We start from the raw sequence: 17,981 nt of genomic DNA, 5'->3' as shown, positions 1-17,981 counted from the left end.
TCGATCCACTTCCACGGTCTTTTCGTCGCGCGTACCATGACGGACATGCACATCACCGGCGCCGTCCTCGAGGAGATCGGTCGTCCCCGCCCCTACGCGGAGACCACCCCGATCACCGTCAGCGACCTGGAACTCACCGCCCCCGGCCCGACCGAAGTCCTCGTGAAGATCGAGGCCGCCGGGCTCTGCCATTCCGACCTTTCCGTTGTCGACGGCAACCGGCCCCGACCGGTGCCCATGCTACTCGGCCACGAGGCTGCTGGACTGGTCGTCTCCACCGGCGACGAGGTCACCGATCTGGCCGAGGGCGAGCGCGTCACCATGGCGTTCCTGCCCCGCTGCGGCGAGTGTGACGGCTGCAGAACCGACGGACGACTGCCCTGCGAGCGCGGTACAGCGTCCAACACCGCCGGCACGCTGCTCCACGGTTCCCGGCATCTGAGCAGGACCACCGGAACCGGCACCGAGACCGTCCAACACCACCTCGGCGTCTCCGGCTTCGCCACCTACGCCGTGGTCGACCGGGCGTCCCTGGTGAAGATCGGCAACGACGTCCCGCCGGAGATCGCCGCCGTCCTCGGCTGCGCGGTCCTCACCGGCGGAGGCGCCCTACTCAATGCGGTGGATCGCACCGAGGGCGAGTCCGTCATGGTCGTCGGACTCGGCGGCGTCGGCATCTCCGCGCTGCTCTGCGCCATCGCCGAGGCCAGGGGACCGGTCATCGCCGTCGATGCCCTGCCCGAGAAGTTGGAGCTCGCCAAGGAACTCGGAGCGGACGCCGTCCACACCCCTGACGAGGTCGCCGAGCAGGGCATCCGGGCGTCCCACACGCTGGAATGCGCCGGTCACCCGCGCGCCTTCGAGACCGCCTTCGCCGCGACGAAGCCGGGTGGCCGCACCGTCACCGTCGGCCTGCCGCATCCACAGGCGATGTCGGAGGTCCCGCCGGGTGTGATCACCGCCGAGGCCCGCACCATCATCGGCAGCTACCTCGGTTCGGCGGTGCCGCAACGCGACATCCCGACCTTCGCCGACTGGTGGAGATCGGGGCGCCTGCCGATCGAGAGACTGATCTCCCGGACCATCCGCCTCGACCAGATCAATGAGGCGATGGACGAGCTGGCGGACGGCAAGGCCGTCCGGCAGGTCATCCTCTTCGACTGAACACCCACACCAGAGCCACGAACACCAAGGAACACACATGACTGACTCCTCAACCATCTCCTCCATCCTCGCGAACGTCCCCACCGGCCTGCTCATCAACGGCGAGTGGCGCGACTCCTCCGACGGCGCCACCTTCGACGTCGAGAACCCCGCCACCGAGGAGCACCTCGCCACCCTCGCCTCCGCCACCAGCGAGGACGCCCTCGCCGCCCTCGACGCCGCAGCCGCCGTCCAGGACGAGTGGGCGCGCACCTCCCCGCGCTCGCGGTCCGAGGTCCTCCGCAAGGCCTTCGAGCTGGTGACCGAGCGCAAGGACACCTTCGCCACCCTCATGACCCTGGAGATGGGCAAGCCGCTGGCCGAGTCCTACGGCGAGGTCACCTACGGTGCGGAGTACCTGCGCTGGTTCGCCGAGGAGACCGTCCGCCACTACGGCCGCCACACCGTCGTCCCGGAGGGCACCCTCCAGATGACCACCCGCAACAAGCCGGTCGGCCCCTGCCTGCTGATCACCCCGTGGAACTTCCCGCTGGCGATGGCCACCCGCAAGGTCGCCCCGGCGATTGCCGCCGGCTGCACCATGGTCCTCAAGCCTGCGAAGCTGACCCCGCTGACCTCCCAGTACTTCGCGCAGACCATGCTGGACGCCGGGCTCCCGGCCGGTGTTCTCAATGTCGTCTCCTCGAAGTCCGCGTCCTCCATCTCCTCCCCGCTGATGGCAGACTCCCGCCTGCGCAAGGTCTCCTTCACCGGCTCCACCCCGGTCGGCGTCACCCTGCTCAAGGCCGCGGCAGACAACGTGCTGCGCACCTCCATGGAGCTCGGCGGCAACGCCCCGGTCATCGTCTTCGAGGACGCCGACATCGACGTCGCCGTCGAGGGTGCGATGGCCGCCAAGATGCGCAACGGTGGCGAGGCCTGCACCGCCGGCAACCGCATCCTCGTCCACGAGTCGATCGCCGAGGAGTTCACCGGGAAGCTCGCCGCCAAGGTCGCCGAGCTGAAGGTCGGCAACGGCATGGACGAGGGCGTCAACGTCGGTGCGATGGTCGAGGCCAAGGCCGTCGCCAACCTCGAGTCCCTGGTGGAGGACGCCGTCGCCGCCGGTGGTCGCGCCATCGTCGGCGGCACCCCGGTCGAGGGCAAGGGTCACTTCTTCGCCCCGACCGTCATCGTGGACGCCCCGACCAGCGCACGCGTGTTCCGTGAGGAGATCTTCGGGCCGATCGCCCCGATCTTCACCTTCTCCTCCGAGGACGAGGCGATCGCCATGGGCAACGACACCGAGTTCGGCCTGGCGTCCTACGTCTTCTCGCAGGACCCGGCGCGCATGTACCGTCTCGCCGACGGCCTGGAGTTCGGCCTGATGGGCTGGAACTCCGGCGTCATCTCGAACGCCGCCGCCCCGTTCGGTGGCGTCAAGCAGTCCGGTCTGGGCCGCGAGGGTGCCGCCGAGGGCATCGCCGAGTACTCCACCATCCAGTACGTCGGCCAGCGCGACCCCTACGCGGGATAGTCTGACCCGTTCCGGTCACCCCCAGAGCTCCTCGATGCGCAACTTCACGGCTGCGGCGAGGAGCTCATTGGTTTTCGTGGTGAGGTGCACTCCCCCGGCGAAGATGTAGGTCTGGTCGGCGTCCGGGGCGACAAGACTGTCCGTGTCGCACCAGGCCGCGCCCGGGACGGCGCAGGCGTCCTCCCCCGCCCCGTGCGTGAAACCGTAGGACGCCGGGTCCGTCACCATCCCGTTGACCGCGCCGAAGGTGTCGAAGACACCGATCCGATCGTCGTTCCCGAAGCGCTCGGCGAGCCCCTGCAGCAGGGACTGGTTGTACGACAGGGTGCGGTCGTGGATGCCCAGGTGGGCCTCGGTGTCCGTGCCCCCGAAAGCGGGTGTCGCGGCGAGATCGAAGAGGATGAAGACAAGGATCTTCTGTGCTCCGGCGTCGAGCAGCCGTCCGATCTGGTCGACCTCGGCGGCGGTCACAGCGGCAGTCTCATCGCCGGAGAGCACGTCATTGGTGCCGGCGAAGACGGTGACGAGCTGGTCGGGACTGATCTCGTCGTACTCCGCGAGGAAGTCGTCGATCTGCCCGGTGACCCCGTCGATCCTCGCGCCGCCGACAGCGTAGTTCAGCCCGTCCGGGTCGACGAGCTGCGCCCAGATCTCCCCCGGCACGGTGGTGTAGCGCACGCCGTCGGAGCCGTCGTCAGAGAGACTGTCACCGAAGAAAACGCTGGTGGCCTGTTCCTCGTCATTGCTGCCGCCACTGCTGCAGCCGGCGAGCAGCAGGGACGCCAGCAGGAGCGTCACTGTGCGGCGAGCCATGACGCCACCGCCTTCCGTAGGCTGTCTGCGGCGTTGACCAGATTCTCCTCCAGCGAGGACGCCGGATCACTGATCGCGACGGTGTCGATGAAGATCCCCGGGACCAGGGACTCTGCGGTGGCGTCCACCCGTCCGCCGAAGGCCACGACCGGTACGTTGCCCGCGGAATGCGCGACCCGAGCAGGAGCTTTGCCGTACCCGGTCTGTGCGTCGATCGTCCCTTCCCCGGTGAGCACGAGGTCGGCGTCCTCAACCTTTCCGCGGAAGTCCACCAGGTCGAGCAGCAGGTCGGCCCCGGAGCGCATCTCGGCGCCGAGGACGCTGAGCAGCGCCGCGCCGACCCCGCCGGCTGCTCCGGCACCGGGAGTGTCGCGGATCGTCGTACTGTCTGTGCCGGTGTGGTCGGCGAGCAGGCCAGCCCAGTGGTGCAGGGCCTTGTCCAGCTCCGGGATGTCCTCGTCGGTCGCGCCCTTCTGCGGGCCGAAGACGGCGGCGGCACCGGTCGAGCCACAGAGCGGATTGTCGACGTCACCGGCGATGACGACCTGGACGTCATTCCAGCGGGGGTCACGCTCTCCGGTGATACGGGCGGCGTGGCGCAGGTCTGCGGGTTCGCCGGCAGCGTCCACCGCAGTGACACCGAGGGCGGCGAGCAGGCCGAGTCCGCCGTCAGTGGTGACCGAGCCACCGAGGCCGATGATGAGTTTCTGCGGTGCGGTGTCCAGTGCGGCGTTGAGAAGTTGACCGACGCCGCGGGTGTCGGCGGCCCAGATGTCGCGGTGTTCGGGTGCGACGAGGTGGATCCCGGCGGCCTCGGCGAGCTCGACGACGGCGGTGGTGCCGTCACCGGACCAGTGCGCCTCGACAGGATCGCCGAGTGGCCCGGCAACGGTCTTGGTGTGTTGTCCCAGGTCAAGTGCAGTGGCGAAGGCGTCGGCGGTGCCCTCGCCACCGTCTGCCATCGGAATCCCGATGATGTCGGCGTCCGGCAGGATGTCGCGCACACCGGCTGCCATCGCCGTGCAGGCCTCGACGGCGGTGAGGGACTCCTTGAAGGAGTCCGGGGCGATCACGATCTTCATCGAACACCTGTTCTTATTTGATGGTGGAGGCCGACGGTGCTGTCCTTTCCGGAGTTTAACGTCTCTGACCATGGACACCACCGCACACACCCTGTTCTCCCTGATCACCTCACCGACGTTGCCGGAGGACTTCTCCGAGAACCTGGATGCCGCGATCCTCCGCGAGCGGGACGCCGACCGCGACATGGACACCGGCCCGGACCGCACACCAGCACGGGAGGAGGTGACCACCGTCTCCGGAATGACCGCCGGTCAGGAACATGCCTTCGAGCTCTTCCTTCTGCGACCGTCGACGAAGCGTCGGCGTCAGGAACCACCGGACTCGGCGGCCGCCTGACGCAGCCGGCGGCACGGCCCCTAGGATGGCCGCCATGACCGACGCCAGACTCGACCTTGCATTCACCGGCCCCGACCACGGACGCGCCGAGGAGATCTTCACCGCCCTGACCAGGACGCCGGTCGACGAACTCAACCCGGAGGCACTGGACCTGCTGCTGCAGACCGCCGCCGGCAGTGTCGACCAGATCCGCGCTGTCGAGATGACGGAAGCCTTCCTGCAGCCCCCGGTCATCGATGACAACGGCCTGATCGTCGCCGTCGGCGCCCAGGGCATGGAGCCACGCCAGTTGTTCGTCGAGGCTCCCGGTGAGCTGCTCGATGAGCTCCGGGCCCTTCCGGGAACCACTGTCACCGGCGCGTGGGTGCAGGCCGTGCTTGCACTGCACAGTATCGAGGCCTTCGCCACCGAGGAGGTCGACCGGATCGCCCTGCACAGTGCCGCCGCGGCCGTACTCGACCAGCTGGCAGCAGAAGGATGCGAGGCACAGGCACAGGTCATCGACGTCACCGACCACAGTGATGACGCTCGCACCGGTGACCGGGGACGCATCGTGGAGGTCCGTCGGTCCTGGCGCGACCATGGACACCTCGACATCGACCAGGGCGTGATCACCGCACTGTTCGCCCTGGCGGTGCAGACCTTCACCGAGGCAATGGCCGAGCACGGCGCCGAGGCGATCCTGCTGCCCTACGAGGTGGCCGGCAATGACCTCGCCGCCGGGTACACGACCCTGGAGAACCTGGAGACCACCGGCATCGCGAAGACGACGATGGTCACCCCGACGGACAACACCGTCTCCGGGCGGCTCACCGGACTGACCGGTGGCAACGCCAACCTGGCCAATGCCCTGTGGTTCGACGTCCTCGCCGCCGCGGCAGACCACCTCGGCAAGACCGGAACCACCACCCCGGAGACCGCGGCGAAGATCCTCGATGTGACCGGCGACTGCCTGGCTGCGACGGAGCTGGTGGAGGCCGGCGGGGCGAGCGGTTCCGGGGAGGCTACTGAGCCGACTGCGTGAAGGCCTTCTCAAGGATCTCGAGGCAGTAGACCGCGTCCGAGGGATCCACCGGTGCGGGACCGGAGCCCTCGATCGCGTCCGCCAGGAGTCGGTAGAACTCGGAGTAGTTCCCCTTCTCGGCAGGCACGGGCCGCTGCTCGAGACCGGCCCAGCGCGTCCCCCATCTGCTCTGGGGAACGACGCCCAGGTCCGGATCACCGGGGCGCATGCCTGAGAGCAACTGGGGTTCCTGGGGGTCCAGGCCCCAGCTCGTGAAGCCGGCCTCGGAGCCCAGGACATGGAACCGGGGTGCGGGTCCCGGCGCGACCGCGTTCATCCACAGCTGTGATCGGACTCCGGACTCGTGGTGCAGGGCGATGAAGGCGTCGTCCTCGGCATTGACCTGTTCACGGCGGGTGTCTATCTCGGAGTAGACGTCGGCGACGGGGCCGAAGAGCTGCACGGCCTGGTCGATGAGGTGGGCGCCGAGGTCGTAGACGATGCCGCCGCCCTCGCCGCGGGCACTGGTGGTCTTCCAGGTTGCGCCGCCGGCGGAAGCGGAGCCCTGCTCCGGCTTCCACCTCTCGAACCGGGACTCGAAGCGGCGGACCTCCCCCAGTTCGCCGGCGTCGATGAGCTTCTTCAGGGTGAGGAAGTCCCCGTCCCACCGACGGTTCTGGAAAACGGTGAGGACCTTGCCGACCTGTTCAGCCTTGGTGACCAGGGCACGGCCGTCCTCTGAGGTGACGGCGAAGGGTTTGTCGACGACGACATGCAGGCCGACCTCCAGGGCGCGTCCCGCCAGATCGGAGTGGGTGCCACTCGGGGTTCCGATGACCACCAGGTCGAAGTCGTCCGCCCGGTCGAAGACCAGGTGGACCGAGTCCAGGACCTCCACCTCGGGGTACTCCGCCTTGGCCTGGTCGCGACGACCAGGGTTGCCGGTCACCACCGCGGCCAGCTCGAACGCAGGATTCGCGGCGATGAAGGGGGCGTGGAAGATCCGGCCGGACAGACCGAACCCGAGGACAGCTGTGCGAATGGTCATGGGGCCACTGTAGTTACCGGGACTTTCGAGCTGCCAGAGAGTGGTTCGCGACACAGAAATGGTTGCGCTACGACCACGCAACGCACTGGAAACAGTGCCCACGTTTACTGACAGTCAGCCCGTTCCACTGCGATGACGAGCCGGGACGACCACGAATCCCGGGCCAGGGTGCCGTTCCCGTCGCAGGAGTACTACGCCTATGCCCGATCTCGTCATCACCAATGCCTACATCTACGTCGACCGTGGCTGGGAGATCCCCGACGGCTGGATCGCCGTTACCGGCGGCAGGGTCGCCGCCGTCGGTGCTTCCAGCGAGCCGCTGCCGGAACCGGTCGCCGAATCCACGACAGTCATCGACGCCGGCGGGAAGCTGGTGACCCCGGGACTGGTTAACACACACCACCACATGTTCCAGAACCTGACCAGGTCCTTCTCTCCCGTGGTGAATTCCGACCTGTTCACCTGGCTCACCACCCTCTACCCGATCTGGTCGCGCATCGACGATGAGGCCGTCCACGCCTCCACCTGGGTCGCCATGGCCGAGCTGCTGCTCGGCGGTTGCACCCTGTCCTCGGACCACATGTACGTGCACCCGTCTCCGAATCTGCTCGACGCCCAGGTCAGCGCCGCCCGTGAGCTGGGATTCCGGTTCTACGCCAACCGCGGTTCCATGACCCGGTCAGTGAAGGACGGAGGCCTACCTCCGGACGTGGTCGTGCAGGACCACGACACGATCATGGCGGACAGCGAGCGGGTCGTGGATGCGTTCCACGACTCCTCTCCCGGTGCGATGACCCGTGTGGCTCTGGCTCCCTGTGCACCGTTCACCGTGACCGAGGAGCTCATGCGCTCCACCGCGGAGATGGCAGAGAAGCGGAACCTGCGTCTCCACTCCCACCTCGCCGAAGACCGGGATGAACTGACCTACTGCGCTGAGGTCTACGGCTGCACCCCGGTCGAGTATTTCGAACGGGTCGGCTGGATGCATGACCGCTCCTGGGTCGCCCACTTCATCTTCCCCTCCGACGAGGAGGCGCGGCGCATGGGAGAGGCCGGTGTCGGAGTCTCGCACTGCCCGAGCTCGAACATGCTGATCTGCGGTGGCGCCGCCGACATCCGGAAGCTCCGCAGTTTCGGGACCCCGGTCAGCCTCGGCTGCGACGGCTCGGCCTCCACCGACCACGGATCGATGTGGATGGAGGCCCACACCGCACTGTTGCTCAACAGGTTCATGAACGGTCCGACCGCCATAACTGCCCGCGAGGTCCTGGATGCCGCGACCCGCGGTGGAGCCCGGTGCCTCGGCTGGGAGGACGAGACCGGACATCTCACTCCCGGAGCCTGTGCCGATCTCGTGATCTGGACCGCCACCCCGGAGGCGATGGCCGGCGCGCTCAGCGATCCGGTGGAGGCCTGGCTGCGCTGCGGCCCCCAGCACGCCGACACCACCATCGTCGCAGGACGCGTCCTCGTGTCCGAAGGACGCCTGGCCCACCCCGGCCACTCCGACATCCTCACCACCCACCGGCGTATCGCCACTGAACTGCAGAACGTCTGAAAGGACTGATCATGCGCACTTTCCGTACCACCACACTGCTGGGCGCACTCAGCATCACCACTGTCGTCGCGGCATTGACCGCCTGTAGCTCCGACTCCTCCTCCGAGAGTTCCGGCTACGACGGCGAGATCGGGGCAACCGATCTGTCGGAAGTCTGCCCGTCCACCGTCAGCATCCAGACCGACTGGTTCCCTGAGGCCGAGCACGGTCAGCTCTACGAACTTCTCGGCCCGGACCCCGACATCGATTCCGACGGGAAGAAGGTCACGGCCCCACTGTTTGACGGGGACAACGGCTACACCGGTGTTGACGTACAGATTCTCGCCGGTGGCCCGGCGATCGGCAATCAGGCGGTGACCTCACAGCTGTACCAGAATCCGTCGATCTACCTTGGCCTCGTCGATTCCGACCAGTCTGTCCAGCAATCCGGTGAGATGCCTACGACCGGTGTTCTCTCCACGTTCGAGAAGGCTGCCGCGGCCATCATGTGGGATCCGGACACCTACCCAGAGGTGAAGACCATCGCCGATCTGAAGGACGCCGGAGCAGACGTCCTGTACTTCCAGGGCGCGACCTACATGGACTATCTCACCGGTGCCGGGATCCTCTCGGAGAGCCAGGTGGACTCCAGCTTCGACGGATCTCCTTCCAGTTTCGTCGCCGCCGGCGGAAAGAAGGCACAGGAAGCGTTCGTGACCTCGAACGTCTACTCCTACGAGCACGAAGTGGAGGGGTGGATGAAGCCGGTGAACTACCAGCTCATCGACGATGCCGGCTACACCGCCTACAAGTCGGTGGTCGCCACGAAGTCCGGCGACCTGGAAGACAAGTCCGAGTGTCTGGAGCAGCTCGTACCGGTGATACAGCGAGGCATCGTGGACTACATGGCTTCCCCCGAGGAGACGAACCAGCTCATCGTCGATATCAACGATGCCTACGACGGAGGTTGGGTGTACAACACGGACATCGCCGCCAATGCGGCCGAGCAGTTCTCGGCGCTTGACCTGGTGAAGGACGGTCCGGACGGCACCGTCGGTTCCTTCGAGGACTCCCGACTGCAGACCGTCATCGACCAGACCTCCCCCATCTTCGCCGACCAGGGCCTGACGGTGAACGAGGATCTGGCACCGGTGGACATCGCCACCAATGAATTTCTCGATCCCGAGGTCTCGCTGGTCGACTGACCCCTACCCCTGGTTCGCGACCCACTCCTGAACCTCATCAGTCGCGGGTGCGGCCTTGCCCTGCCAGTTGTTCTTCTCGATCCAGTGGGCGACATAGGAGCACACCGGAATGACGGTGAGATTCTGCGCCGCAGCGTCCGCCAGAGCCTTGTCGACCAGGATGCCGGCCAGACCGCGTCCCCCGTACGCCTCATCGACCACGGTGTGGTGGAAGACCCGCTCCGCACCGTCCTCACCGGGACGGTCGAGGTAGTGCGCCTTCCCGGCGGGATTGACCTCTCCCTCGACGAAGATGCCGTAGGCGTCCTCGCCCGGCAGGTAACGGACCTCCACGGCGTTGCCTTCGCGGTCGGTGAGCTGGTCGGTGGTGTCTGTCATGTGATGGTCCTCGTTCCCTCGGTGTCCTCGGGCAGTGCCGGTGCGTGCCAGTGCGTGCCAGTGCGTTCCAGAACGAACGCATACCTTACCGAGGGTACATTCCCTGTTCATCGGGAGACACCCCCGCCGCGGCCTCCGGCTCACCTTCGTTGCACAGCAGGTGCCCCTCGCGGGTGTGGCCACCGTGTCCTTCTACAGTGACCCCACTGACCCTGCCACCGCACACTGCGGTGAGGCCGTCAGTCCGGCGAGGATCCCGGCGGACAGCCCGTCGACGTAGCGGGCCTTCTCTGCCGTGCTGATGCCGTGGGCCCCACCGCCGGTCGCACTGCCGAACTCGTTGTAGACCCAGGGGGTGTCCGCGATCAGCGAGATGACCGGCAGATTCCCGCCCCACAACCCTTCCCGACCGTCGAAGCTGAGATCCGTGACCGGCACGCCACGCAGCTCCGCGACCGAGCGGGCACCTGCCATCATGGTGGAGAAGCGTTGCGACTCCGCGGCGGTGGCGACGTCACCGAAGGTCACCGTGGTCCGCTGCCCGTCGGCGCCTTCGCCGGTACGGAAACCGCCCACCCGCTGCGGATACACCGCGGAGCCGTCCGCCCCGGGCGTGGTGTGGATCGACACACCCATCACCGCGTCCCCGGCTGCCGCACGGTCGACCCGGTCCCGGTAGGTGACATTGTCGTCGATGGAGTCCTTGAGCAGGAGCGCTCCGAACCCGGCAGCTTCCACGCGGTCGCGGACAGCACGGGCGATCTCGAGGGCGTCCGCGTCCTCCTGCCCATTCGGGTAGTCCGCCATGAGGACGCCCGTCACCGGGTCGAAGGTGTTCGTCGCTACCCCGTTGTGCCCCGGATCCAGTGCGACGGTGCAGGGCGTCGCCCCGCCGGACGAACCCGGGAGATCCGCTGCTTCTGCGGTAGCGGATCCGACAGTCATGGCAGCGGTGATGACGCCCACCGTAATCCTCGGGAAACTCATGGAGTCGAGAATACCTGTGACTGAAGTGACCAGAGTTGCGGAGATTAACTTTCATGATTCTGATTCACCTGAATCCGCGGCGCCACCTGCACCGACCCCGTAGCATCAGATGCGCCCGGACAGGCACGTCGGACCTCGCCGCACCGTCGTTCTGGGCTACTGTCCGCCCAGTCCTCTATGCCCCGGGAGAATCCTGTGCCCCTGCACCTGCCCCCACGTCTTTCCGGACGTCGCGTCACAGCCACGCTGGTGGCGTTGATGACAGCTGCCACCCTCGCGATGCCCGCCGCCACGGCCACCGACCGCGATGTGGAGACCTGGGCCGGGGCGTCCTGCCCGGTCACCGCCGACGGGCCGCTCACCGGTGACGCAGCCGCACTGCACGAGACCTGGCTGCGTCGCGTCACCGACACCGCCGGCATCGACCTGGACGCCTGGGCCCCACGGGCCGGTGTCGCGGCGAACACCACCAACCTGGAGCGCAGCTACGACCGCTACCTCGCCTTCCAACGTGACCACCGCGAACTGCAGTGGGCCGGCATGGGCGGGCTCTCCGGCGCCGACTTCGGTGGAGGGTTGCTCGACATGGACATCATGGCGACCGTCTACCGGATCAACGGCGTGCAGCCGCTCGCCCAGCAGATCGTGGCCGGCATCCGCGACGCCGCCGGTCAGGACGCCGTAGACCGACTCCCCTCCGGACTGCGCGCCCTGGCCACCATGCCGGAGCTGACCTCCTCGGACATGGACTACATCATCGGCGAAATCCTCGTGATGCAGAAGGCCATCTTCTGCGACCTCATGCCGATGCACCAGGCCTACGTCGACGGCGGACTGCCCGCCCTGCAGGAGATGGCGGATGCCGGCGTCTTCGGACCGGAGATCATGGACGCCTGGCGCGACATCGCCTCCGGCGAGCCTGCCCGCATCGCCGCCGGTAACGAGGTGCTTCTGCACCGCGAACAGCTCACCGTCATCGGTGAGCGGTGGGACGCTGTGCGCACCTACCGCGGCAACCTCGGCGAGGCCCTGACCTACGCCACGACCATGGTCGGCTCGCCGTCGGTGGGCGGGGTCCAGCCGATGCGGTCGTGGCGTCCGATCCACTTCACCCGGCAACTCGCCGGTGGGAAGACCGCACAGGTCACCGTGCCGCTGCCGGACTGGGACTGGTCGAACTTCGATGAGCGGTGGGACTACATCACCGACCAGCTGCTGCCCGGCTACACCGACCAGGTCACCCACCACTGGGACGCACTGAACACCCAGCTCAACACCCCGATGGCACTGCAGATGCAGCTGCACCGACCGCTGGCCAACCTCGGTGCGATCGCCGAGGACGCCGCAACCACCTTCACCGTGGAGATCCGATGAAAACCACCCTGTCCGCACTGCCTACGCTGCCTGCACTGCTCACCGCGACCGCGCTGACCGTCGCTCTGGCCTCCCCTGCCGGTGCCGACCCGACCGACACCGTGGACACCCCGACCCGCACCCCGGGCGTCGACGAGATCTTCACCGGCTACGTCGTCTCGACCTTCACCGACGGACGCCTTGCCACACCGCAGGAGATCCTCGACCCGCTGTCCCCGGTGAGCGACCCGTTCTACGACGAGCCCGAACTGACCGACGAGGCCCCGGGCACCCTGCTGAAGTCGGAGCCGGTGCAGGTGCAGTTCACCGGGGTGCGCCCCGGCAATCTGCGCGCCTGGCGCACCATGTTCGTCACCGAGGAGATGGACGGCACCCGGTCGATCAGCACGGGCATCCTCATGGTCCCCGACGACGGCCGCGACGACGCCACCCGTCCCGTCATCGGATACCAGGAGGCCAATGACTCGGTCGGTGCCCGCTGCCACCCGTCGACCCAGTGGACCGGGTCGAACCCCATGGACGGGTCCTCCTGGTCCGCGCTCGGCCCGCTGGCGATGATGTTCGACCGCGGCTGGGCGGTGATGATCAGCGACGTCGGCAATGACGCCCAGGAATCGCCGCACGGCGTCTTCGCCGGGAAGTACGCGGCGAACACCCTGCTTGACGGGGTGCGCTCGGCGATGCGACTGGAGGACGCGGGCCTCGACCCGCAGGCCCCGGTAGGGATCTTCGGCATCGCCGGTGGTGGTGTCGGGGCAGGATTCGCGGCGGAGAGGGCGGCGTCCTACGCTCCGGAGCTCAATATCCGCGGATCGGCACTGGAGGGCATGGTCGTCGACCAGCGCAACTTCTTCCGCGGCTCGGACGGGTCGCTGGGCTCCGGTTTCGTCTTCGCCACCCTGCTAGGTCTGGAGCCGAAGTACCCGGAGATGGACCTCAACTCCCACCTCACTCCCCTGGGCCGGCAGATCGCCGACTGGTACCGCGGCGAGTGCCAGACCCCCGCGTACTTCTCGATGCCCTTCGTCCCACTGTCCGCGTTGTTCACCGCGGGGATCCCGCCGGCGGACATCCCCGAGTTCCAGCACGTCTACGATGACAACCTGCTCGGCGCCGAGGGTGCGTCCCCGGAGGCGCCCGTGTTGATCGCTTCCTGCGTCGCCGACGATTCGCCGATGTCGCTGGTGCCGGCGGCGGACGCCCGCAACCTGGCCGACCGCTACCGTGCCGGTGGCACCCCGGTGAGCTACCAACCGACGGACTGCTCGATGACGCGGTTCGTCACGGACATCTACGGCTGGGGAACGGACCTGTTCGGCATGCAGACGGTGAGCTGGTTGGAGGCGCAGTTGAAGGAGTGAGCAGGACTGTCACTCCGTCGACACAGCACAGAAACCTCCTGAGACACCCGGCACCTAACCTCCGTGGAATGACACAGGAGAATCCCACACCCCTGCCCCACGGCGACGCACCACAGTCCTTCGCCACGACCGGTCCCGGACGAGTCTGGCTCGCGCTACGCCACCCTGCCGTCCTCATCGGCCTGGGAGCCATCGCCGGCATCATCGCCGGACTGATCCTCGGCGACTGGGCCGCGAACCTGCAGTTCATCGGCGACATGTTCATCCGCCTGATCCAGATGTCCATCGTGCCGCTGGTCATGGCGTCCGTCATCGTCGCCACCGGGTCGATGACCGGGGCCGGCACCGGACGACTGGCCGCACGCACCTTCGGCTGGATGCTCGGGTTCTCCGCCCTGGCCGCCGTCGTCGCCTGGGGGCTCGGTGGCCTGTTCCGCCCCGGCGACGGCATGGTCTTCGACGGTGAACTCGACCCGACACTTCAGGAGGAGGCGGACAAGACCGAGGGCTGGCAGGACACCCTGCTGAACTCCGTGTCCACCAACGTCGTCGAGGCGATGGCCAACGCCGACATGCTGCCGATCATCGTCTTCTCGCTGATCTGCGGCGTGGCGCTTAACAGCTGGATGGCGAAGACAGGCAACCGCGCGCTTCTCGGCCTGTTCGAGGGGATTCAGAACGTGGTGCTGCTGATGATCCAGTACGTCATGTACGTCGCCCCGATCGGCGTGTTCTGCCTGCTGGCGTCCCTCACCGGTGAACAGGGCCTGTCGGTCGTCACCTCGGCGCTGTCGTACCTCGGGGTCACCGCGCTCGGCGTCCTCATCCTCATGGTCGCGTTCCTGGTGGTCATCTGGCTGAAGACCCGCCTGAACGTGGTCAAGCTCGGAGCGAAGCTCGCCGAGCAGACCGTCATCGCGGTGACGACGACCAGTTCCGCGGTCACCTTCCCCACGGTGCTGCGCAACACGGTCGAGAAGGTCGGTGTGAGCCAGCGCGTCGCGAACTTCACCCTGTCGATCGGCCTGACGATGGGCTCCTACGGCGCGGTGCTCAACTACATGATCGTCATCATGTTCCTCGCCCAGGCCGGTGGCGTGGACCTCAGTGCCGGAGACATCGTGCTCGGTGTCTTCCTGTCGATCATGCTGAACATGGGCACGATCACGGTACCGGGAGGATTCCCGGTGGTGGCAATGTTCCTGGCGTCCTCCCTGGATCTCCCCGTCGAGGCCGTCGGCCTGCTCATCGCGGTGGACTGGTTCACCGGCATCCTGCGCACCTTCCTCAACGTCAACGGCGACACCTTCGTCGCCATGCTCGTCGCGCACGACGAGAAGGAGATCGACCACGACGTCTACCACGGACGTTCCACCGTCACCGCCGAGATGGACGAGGACCTGCTGGAGGACGCTGCACGGTCGGATGACTAACTGTTGTCCATCTCAAACCCCCGGTATCCCGCATCGGTGATGTCCTCACAGATCCGCCGGTAGTCTGCCAGGCCGGTGGCGCAGGGCGTGAACTCGGCGTCCGCATCCTCGGACGCGTGGTACCGCTCCTCCTTCGAGTGCAGCGAGCTCTCCGCCAGAGACCGGATCATGTTGCCCCAGATCTAAGTGGATTCCTCGGTGGGGTCGACCACAGCGGCGTCCTGCGTCATCACATGCCCGATGAGCCCGGAAAAACCCAGTCGACCTGCATCTCCGCACACGGCGGGGCGCACACCAGCGAAGCCGGACCGCCCGGCCCGGAGAGCACGAACAGGTCCGGGAAGCCGGGCACCGTCATGCCCGGGTAGGTCTTCGGACCGGGCGTCCAGGTCAGCGACATCACGCAGCGGCTGCGCGTTCAGGTCCACGAGATGCACATTGTCGCGGTTGAAGGCCGCATACCAGTGGGTGTCGATGCACAGGCGGCGCGCGCCGACAGGGCGGGGCATCCTCCCCGGGGATGAGCGGCTCCGCGGTCGCCGGATCCTCGACGGTCCCGCGGGTCTTCCCGGCGATGTAGTCGGCGGAGAACAGGTTGACCACCGGGTCGGTGAAGGGCTCCAGGAACGGGAACAGGAAGTGGAACCCGCCCTGCGCCCACCCGTCGTCGAGAACTTCGCGTCGTTCCGCCACTCTGAGCTCATGGCCGGAACCGGCGGGATCGGCGACGGTCGCGCCACCCGTGGTCGTCCGGGCGGCCGCGCACAGGTCCGCGTAGTCTGCCTTGATCTTCGAGGTCCTCCGGCCAGGTCAGGGTGTGCGCGAGGGCGCCACTGAACCTGTCGAAGCACGCGAGATCCGGGATGTCCGGGTCACCGGTGCCACCGGTCGCGGTGATGAGGAAGCGGGCGCTGACGGTCCGCTCCCCCGGCCTCACCGTCCGGCGGGAAGACGCAACGTCCCGCCGTGCGCCATCGCATGTCTTGTTCAACGCGATGCTACGCCGCAGGTCGAAGCGGTCGGCGACGAGGACGTTCAGCCCCATCCCGTTGCGCAACCGGTGCAGGGCGTAGAGCCCGGCGAACCCGGCGCCGATAACCACAGCATCATGGTCCTCCACGGGAAACGTCATCACGGAAAGGTGTCCGAGTCTGTCAGACCCCGCGGGCGGTACCGTCGATGTGCTCGGCGATGCGCGGGGCAATCTCCGCCGAGTCGGCGACACCCTCGTCGGTGTTGAGGGTGAGCACGGCCAGGTCTTTCGCGACGTGGATGCCGCCGAAAGAGTCACTGAGTCCTTGCCAGGTCTCCAAGGCTTCCGAGTCCGGGTAGACGTTGATACCGGCGTCGAAGCCGTTCACGGTGAGGTCGAAACGAGCTTTCGCCCCCGAGAGCTCCACGACACCGCGCACCGGCTCGGAGTGTTCGATACCGAGGTCGTCGAGGGCACCGATGAAGGTGTCCACCGCGGCCTGGATGTCAGAGACCGGCTGCTCGGCGGCGTCAGCGTCCCCGGAGTCTTGCGTGTTTTCCACAGCCTGGTCGGTGGTGATGGCAGTCGTGGCGTCCGTGGCCTCGTCATCGTCTCTGCAGGCGGCGAGAGTCAGAGCGGTCACCAGTGCAACGGCGCCTGCGGTGAGCTTCGTGATGGTCATGTCTCTCCTGAGAACAGAGGAGTCGGTCGGCTCCCGGTCAGCATCAGTTGTAGCCTCCGCGCCGGACAGCGCCGCGTAGCGTTCGAACACCCACCCGGTCAGACAGCCGTAGCGATCCGGGTACCGTCCGGGTTGTCGCAGACCATGGCGACCGGGCCCGTTCCGTTGAAGATCTCCTCACCCAGTTCCTGGCCAGTCATGGCCGTCGGCGAGGAGCAGTTCCACTCCCCGACCTGCATGGCCAGAGTGTTTCCACCGCCTTCGGACATCCGTCGGTCGCGGTACTCGTCGATCACGTTCTCTGCGGTGAGACAGCCGACCGAACCCTCATGGACGTACACGCTGGTCTCCTCAGGATGGGCGACACCGCACCAGGCCCCCGCACCCATCGGTTCATCGGTGGAGCTGTAGTCGCCGTCTACACCGCTGTCCACAGCGGTGGCCTTTGTCGACTCCGACTCCCCCGCCTCCTCAGCCTCCGGCGCCTCAGCCTCTGCAGTGACCCGGACCGTTCCGCGGAGGCTGATCGCGCCGTCCTCGTGGTCGATGGTGAAGCCGTTGTCGCCGAGGCTGCAGTCCAGCGAACCCTCCGCGTCCGTCTCGCAGGTGATACCGCCGTCACTGATGCGCTGGGAAGGCTCCAGACTTCCCGGCGCGGGCGGAACACCTTCAAGCATGTACCAGGTCAGACCGTCCTTGTCGAGGATAATCGCACCCGGGGGCTGCGTCGGGAACGGGGTGATCGTGACGTCCGGGGCGTCCTCCGGAGCTTTACCGGAGCAGGTGATCGAGCCGTCGCCCATCACGCAGAGGGTAGCGGTGCCGTCGTCCCGGGACACGTTGAAGACGTAGTGTCCGTCCATCTCGAAGGACATCGGATCGACGTCGGTCACGTCAGGCGCGACGGTCTCGGTTGTGGTCGTTCCGGTGGATCGCGGGGATGCCGCGTCCCCGTCATCGGAAACGGAACTGCAGGCGGAGAGGGCGAGCAGTGCGCTGCCGAGAAGCACACCGGTGAGGGTCAGGTTGTTTCGGTTCACGCAACTCACTGTAACGGAGGTGAACTGAACAGCAGGGAAGATCATCCG

General features: G+C 67.1%; 19 protein-coding genes. 9 read left to right on the top strand and 10 right to left on the bottom strand.

Translation table 11 applies throughout. The annotated features are described in order from the left end of the window. Positions 1-45 precede the first annotated feature (45 nt). Entirely contained in the window at positions 46-1,164 is a 1,119-nt protein-coding gene (locus ACZ9GM_RS02605; protein WP_476037233.1) for an alcohol dehydrogenase catalytic domain-containing protein, read from the top strand. 37 nt (positions 1,165-1,201) lie between these two features. Continuing rightward, positions 1,202-2,680, top strand: coding sequence for an NAD-dependent succinate-semialdehyde dehydrogenase (locus ACZ9GM_RS02600; RefSeq protein ID WP_476037232.1), 1,479 nt, complete (start codon positions 1,202-1,204; stop codon positions 2,678-2,680). Positions 2,681-2,695: 15 nt separating this feature from the next. Here ACZ9GM_RS02600 and ACZ9GM_RS02595 read toward each other — a convergent pair whose 3' ends face one another. Continuing rightward, positions 2,696-3,493, bottom strand: a complete 798-nt coding sequence (locus tag ACZ9GM_RS02595; RefSeq protein ID WP_476037231.1) for an SGNH/GDSL hydrolase family protein — start codon at positions 3,491-3,493, stop codon at positions 2,696-2,698. After that, positions 3,475-4,575 carry a glycerate kinase gene (locus tag ACZ9GM_RS02590; RefSeq protein WP_476037230.1) on the bottom strand — a complete coding sequence of 367 codons (1,101 nt, stop codon included), beginning with the start codon at positions 4,573-4,575 and terminating at the stop codon, positions 3,475-3,477. The genes ACZ9GM_RS02595 and ACZ9GM_RS02590 overlap by 19 nt, the downstream gene beginning before the upstream one ends. Before the next feature lie 70 nt (positions 4,576-4,645). On the opposite strand from ACZ9GM_RS02590, the gene ACZ9GM_RS02585 reads away from it, so the two are divergent. Together ACZ9GM_RS02585 and ACZ9GM_RS02580 are read left to right on the top strand one after the other, a co-directional pair. Next, positions 4,646-4,912: a hypothetical protein gene (locus ACZ9GM_RS02585; RefSeq protein ID WP_291473660.1), complete on the top strand. Its 267-nt coding sequence runs from the start codon at positions 4,646-4,648 to the stop codon at positions 4,910-4,912. 34 nt (positions 4,913-4,946) lie between these two features. Further along, complete coding sequence (locus ACZ9GM_RS02580; RefSeq protein ID WP_476037229.1) at positions 4,947-5,936, top strand: hypothetical protein; 990 nt, start codon at positions 4,947-4,949, stop codon at positions 5,934-5,936. On the opposite strand, the gene ACZ9GM_RS02575 is transcribed toward ACZ9GM_RS02580, so the two are convergent. Then, on the bottom strand, positions 5,917-6,963 hold the full coding sequence (locus tag ACZ9GM_RS02575; RefSeq protein WP_476037228.1) for a Gfo/Idh/MocA family protein: 1,047 nt from the start codon (positions 6,961-6,963) through the stop codon (positions 5,917-5,919). The genes ACZ9GM_RS02580 and ACZ9GM_RS02575 overlap by 20 nt on opposite strands. Before the next feature lie 199 nt (positions 6,964-7,162). Between ACZ9GM_RS02575 and ACZ9GM_RS02570 the strand changes: the two genes are divergently transcribed. Together ACZ9GM_RS02570 and ACZ9GM_RS02565 are read left to right on the top strand one after the other, a co-directional pair. Beyond that, a complete protein-coding gene (locus ACZ9GM_RS02570; RefSeq protein WP_476037227.1) occupies positions 7,163-8,521 on the top strand; it encodes an 8-oxoguanine deaminase in 1,359 nt (452 codons plus the stop codon). Between the two features lie 11 nt (positions 8,522-8,532). Continuing rightward, a complete protein-coding gene (locus ACZ9GM_RS02565) occupies positions 8,533-9,705 on the top strand; it encodes an ABC transporter substrate-binding protein (protein ID WP_476037226.1) in 1,173 nt (390 codons plus the stop codon). Positions 9,706-9,708: 3 nt separating this feature from the next. Here ACZ9GM_RS02565 and ACZ9GM_RS02560 read toward each other — a convergent pair whose 3' ends face one another. Continuing rightward, entirely contained in the window at positions 9,709-10,083 is a 375-nt protein-coding gene (locus ACZ9GM_RS02560) for a GNAT family N-acetyltransferase (RefSeq protein WP_291473656.1), read from the bottom strand. 192 nt (positions 10,084-10,275) lie between these two features. After that, positions 10,276-11,070: an N-acetylmuramoyl-L-alanine amidase gene (locus ACZ9GM_RS02555; protein WP_476037225.1), complete on the bottom strand. Its 795-nt coding sequence runs from the start codon at positions 11,068-11,070 to the stop codon at positions 10,276-10,278. Positions 11,071-11,328: 258 nt separating this feature from the next. On the opposite strand from ACZ9GM_RS02555, the gene ACZ9GM_RS02550 reads away from it, so the two are divergent. The 3 genes from ACZ9GM_RS02550 to ACZ9GM_RS02540 all read left to right on the top strand — a co-directional run bounded on the left by ACZ9GM_RS02550 (position 11,329) and on the right by ACZ9GM_RS02540 (position 15,238). Then, positions 11,329-12,444 (top strand): hypothetical protein, encoded by a 1,116-nt coding sequence (locus ACZ9GM_RS02550; RefSeq protein WP_476037224.1) that lies wholly within the window; start codon positions 11,329-11,331, stop codon positions 12,442-12,444. Further along, complete coding sequence (locus ACZ9GM_RS02545; protein WP_476037223.1) at positions 12,441-13,805, top strand: lipase family protein; 1,365 nt, start codon at positions 12,441-12,443, stop codon at positions 13,803-13,805. The genes ACZ9GM_RS02550 and ACZ9GM_RS02545 overlap by 4 nt, the downstream gene beginning before the upstream one ends. 68 nt (positions 13,806-13,873) lie before the next feature. Further along, on the top strand, positions 13,874-15,238 hold the full coding sequence (locus tag ACZ9GM_RS02540; RefSeq protein WP_476037222.1) for a dicarboxylate/amino acid:cation symporter: 1,365 nt from the start codon (positions 13,874-13,876) through the stop codon (positions 15,236-15,238). Here ACZ9GM_RS02540 and ACZ9GM_RS02535 read toward each other — a convergent pair. From ACZ9GM_RS02535 to ACZ9GM_RS02515, 5 genes are all read right to left on the bottom strand, one after another. Then, the gene (locus tag ACZ9GM_RS02535; protein WP_291473651.1) at positions 15,235-15,408 is read right to left on the bottom strand and encodes a hypothetical protein; all 174 of its coding nucleotides are present in this window, start codon (positions 15,406-15,408) and stop codon (positions 15,235-15,237) included. The genes ACZ9GM_RS02540 and ACZ9GM_RS02535 overlap by 4 nt on opposite strands. 12 nt (positions 15,409-15,420) lie before the next feature. Continuing rightward, positions 15,421-15,747 (bottom strand): hypothetical protein, encoded by a 327-nt coding sequence (locus tag ACZ9GM_RS02530; RefSeq protein ID WP_476037221.1) that lies wholly within the window; start codon positions 15,745-15,747, stop codon positions 15,421-15,423. A 191-nt stretch (positions 15,748-15,938) separates the two neighbouring features. Then, positions 15,939-16,370 carry a hypothetical protein gene (locus ACZ9GM_RS02525; RefSeq protein WP_476037220.1) on the bottom strand — a complete coding sequence of 144 codons (432 nt, stop codon included), beginning with the start codon at positions 16,368-16,370 and terminating at the stop codon, positions 15,939-15,941. Positions 16,371-16,392: 22 nt separating this feature from the next. Further along, the gene (locus ACZ9GM_RS02520; RefSeq protein WP_291473648.1) at positions 16,393-16,893 is read right to left on the bottom strand and encodes a hypothetical protein; all 501 of its coding nucleotides are present in this window, start codon (positions 16,891-16,893) and stop codon (positions 16,393-16,395) included. A gap of 98 nt (positions 16,894-16,991) precedes the next feature. Then, positions 16,992-17,933 carry a hypothetical protein gene (locus ACZ9GM_RS02515; RefSeq protein ID WP_476037219.1) on the bottom strand — a complete coding sequence of 314 codons (942 nt, stop codon included), beginning with the start codon at positions 17,931-17,933 and terminating at the stop codon, positions 16,992-16,994. Positions 17,934-17,981: the final 48 nt, after the last annotated feature.

It is taken from the genome of Corynebacterium sp. UD i78, from assembly GCF_056280545.1.
The sequence above is the reverse complement of the archived record's forward strand: the minus strand, read 5'-3'. Positions and strand labels throughout refer to the sequence as shown.

Excerpts from the sequence above, each read along its gene's own strand:
- ACZ9GM_RS02590 (WP_476037230.1), bottom strand. The coding sequence starts at position 4,575 with ATGAAGATCGTGATCGCCCCGGACTCCTTCAAGGAGTCCCTCACCGCC.
- ACZ9GM_RS02530 (WP_476037221.1), bottom strand. The coding sequence starts at position 15,747 with ATGCCCCGCCCTGTCGGCGCGCGCCGCCTGTGCATCGACACCCACTGG.
- ACZ9GM_RS02595 (WP_476037231.1), bottom strand. The coding sequence starts at position 3,493 with ATGGCTCGCCGCACAGTGACGCTCCTGCTGGCGTCCCTGCTGCTCGCC.
- ACZ9GM_RS02520 (WP_291473648.1), bottom strand. The coding sequence starts at position 16,893 with ATGACCATCACGAAGCTCACCGCAGGCGCCGTTGCACTGGTGACCGCT.
- ACZ9GM_RS02535 (WP_291473651.1), bottom strand. The coding sequence starts at position 15,408 with ATGATCCGGTCTCTGGCGGAGAGCTCGCTGCACTCGAAGGAGGAGCGG.
- ACZ9GM_RS02565 (WP_476037226.1), top strand. The coding sequence starts at position 8,533 with ATGCGCACTTTCCGTACCACCACACTGCTGGGCGCACTCAGCATCACC.
- ACZ9GM_RS02605 (WP_476037233.1), top strand. The coding sequence starts at position 46 with ATGCACATCACCGGCGCCGTCCTCGAGGAGATCGGTCGTCCCCGCCCC.
- ACZ9GM_RS02560 (WP_291473656.1), bottom strand. The coding sequence starts at position 10,083 with ATGACAGACACCACCGACCAGCTCACCGACCGCGAAGGCAACGCCGTG.
- ACZ9GM_RS02540 (WP_476037222.1), top strand. The coding sequence starts at position 13,874 with ATGACACAGGAGAATCCCACACCCCTGCCCCACGGCGACGCACCACAG.
- ACZ9GM_RS02575 (WP_476037228.1), bottom strand. The coding sequence starts at position 6,963 with ATGACCATTCGCACAGCTGTCCTCGGGTTCGGTCTGTCCGGCCGGATC.
- ACZ9GM_RS02585 (WP_291473660.1), top strand. The coding sequence starts at position 4,646 with ATGGACACCACCGCACACACCCTGTTCTCCCTGATCACCTCACCGACG.
- ACZ9GM_RS02580 (WP_476037229.1), top strand. The coding sequence starts at position 4,947 with ATGACCGACGCCAGACTCGACCTTGCATTCACCGGCCCCGACCACGGA.
- ACZ9GM_RS02545 (WP_476037223.1), top strand. The coding sequence starts at position 12,441 with ATGAAAACCACCCTGTCCGCACTGCCTACGCTGCCTGCACTGCTCACC.
- ACZ9GM_RS02570 (WP_476037227.1), top strand. The coding sequence starts at position 7,163 with ATGCCCGATCTCGTCATCACCAATGCCTACATCTACGTCGACCGTGGC.
- ACZ9GM_RS02555 (WP_476037225.1), bottom strand. The coding sequence starts at position 11,070 with ATGAGTTTCCCGAGGATTACGGTGGGCGTCATCACCGCTGCCATGACT.
- ACZ9GM_RS02525 (WP_476037220.1), bottom strand. The coding sequence starts at position 16,370 with ATGACGTTTCCCGTGGAGGACCATGATGCTGTGGTTATCGGCGCCGGG.
- ACZ9GM_RS02550 (WP_476037224.1), top strand. The coding sequence starts at position 11,329 with ATGACAGCTGCCACCCTCGCGATGCCCGCCGCCACGGCCACCGACCGC.
- ACZ9GM_RS02600 (WP_476037232.1), top strand. The coding sequence starts at position 1,202 with ATGACTGACTCCTCAACCATCTCCTCCATCCTCGCGAACGTCCCCACC.